This is a genomic window from Brevibacterium sp. HMSC24B04 (genome assembly GCF_001806835.1).
Lineage (GTDB): Bacteria > Actinomycetota > Actinomycetes > Actinomycetales > Brevibacteriaceae > Brevibacterium > Brevibacterium ravenspurgense.
In genome coordinates this window covers 1-1,260 of the sequence record NZ_KV786080.1, presented here as the reverse complement: position 1 = coordinate 1,260, position 1,260 = coordinate 1, and the positions used below count along the sequence as shown (strand labels likewise).

Sequence of the window (1,260 nt, the reverse complement as noted above, 5' to 3'; positions counted from 1 at the left end):
CGCGGCCGGTGCTCATGCACCGGCCGCGCTTCAGCGTCTACAGCCTGAGCGAAGTTCGCTTGGCGGGGGGTCACCACCCGTAGATCTTAGTGATCTTGATGGAGTCGCCGTCGATTTCGAATTCGCCGCTAGCGATCACGGGCGCTGGGCTTGCCAGCTTCCATGCGTTCTTGCCGCGGCTCTTGGAGTCGGCCGTGAAGGTGGCTTCGCCCTTCTTGGTGGTGGTGAAGGTTCCCTTGCCGCTGCCGCTGTCAAGCTTTGCTGACACCTTCGGGTTCGTCACCTTCCACGACACGGTGTCCAGTTTGACGTCCTTTTCGGGCTTGATGCTGGTGTTCTGTGCTTTCTTCGGCAGCTTGATCGGGCCGCAGCCGTCCTTTTCGAACTCCTTGGCCTTCTTGCAGTCGTCGATGCGCTTATCGATTGCCTTCTGCACTTCTGTGCCGAGCGCCTTCGTGGGCTTGGGGTCGACCTTGAGCTCTGCGCCGCCGTCATCCCCGCCGAAGCCGACCGTGGCCTTTGCCGAAGTCGCTTCGATGAACTTCGAACCTTCCGTCGAGATTTCGTAGGTTCCGGGCAGCACCGCGTACTCGGTGTTGGGGTTCGACGCCGTGAAGTCCTCGCCGTTGATCTTGACGTTCGCTCCGGCCGGGGCGGTGATCTTCACGGTGCCCAGGTCGGGGGCGTTGAGCTTCCACTTGTCGAAGAAGAGTCCCTGCTTGCCGTCCTTGTGGCCGGTGAGCTTGATGTGCTTGTTTTCTCCGCCCTGCTTGTAGCCGACGGTGATGTTGGCCTCGTCACCGTTGCGCTCCGAAGCAGTCACCTGGGCATCAGACAGAGTGTCAGTGGCGGCCTTTGCGTACTTAGGGTCGTCGATGAGGTCTGTGTAGGCATCTTCGGGAACATCGAACGATGCGAAGGACCGCGCCTTTTCGAAGTCTCCTTCGTTGAGGGCTTCGACGAACTTTTCGGCGGTGGCGTCTGGACCGTACACGGTGCGGTTGATGATGAAGTGTGCGATGGCACCGACAATCACCAGGATCAGCACGACGGAAGCTGCGATCACAGGGACAAGCCACGCTGCCGTGTTGGACTTCTTCTTGGGGCGTTCGCGAACCGGGGAGGCCGCAACCGTGGTCCCGCCGGCACCCGCTGGGGTGCCCGCACCCGGACCTGAAGCCGGGCCAGCGCCGGGGCCTGGGGGAGGTGCCGTGTTGCCAGCGCCCGCTGCTCCAGCGGCCGCGCCTGCACCGGCACCGG

General features: G+C 62.7%; 1 protein-coding gene. It reads right to left on the bottom strand.

Features of this window, described 5'->3' with window-relative positions; all coding sequences use genetic code 11:
- Nucleotides 1-70 precede the first annotated feature (70 nt).
- A partial coding sequence (locus HMPREF3092_RS03070; RefSeq protein ID WP_176745680.1) for a zinc ribbon domain-containing protein occupies nucleotides 71-1,260 on the bottom strand: 1,190 nt, incomplete at its 5' end.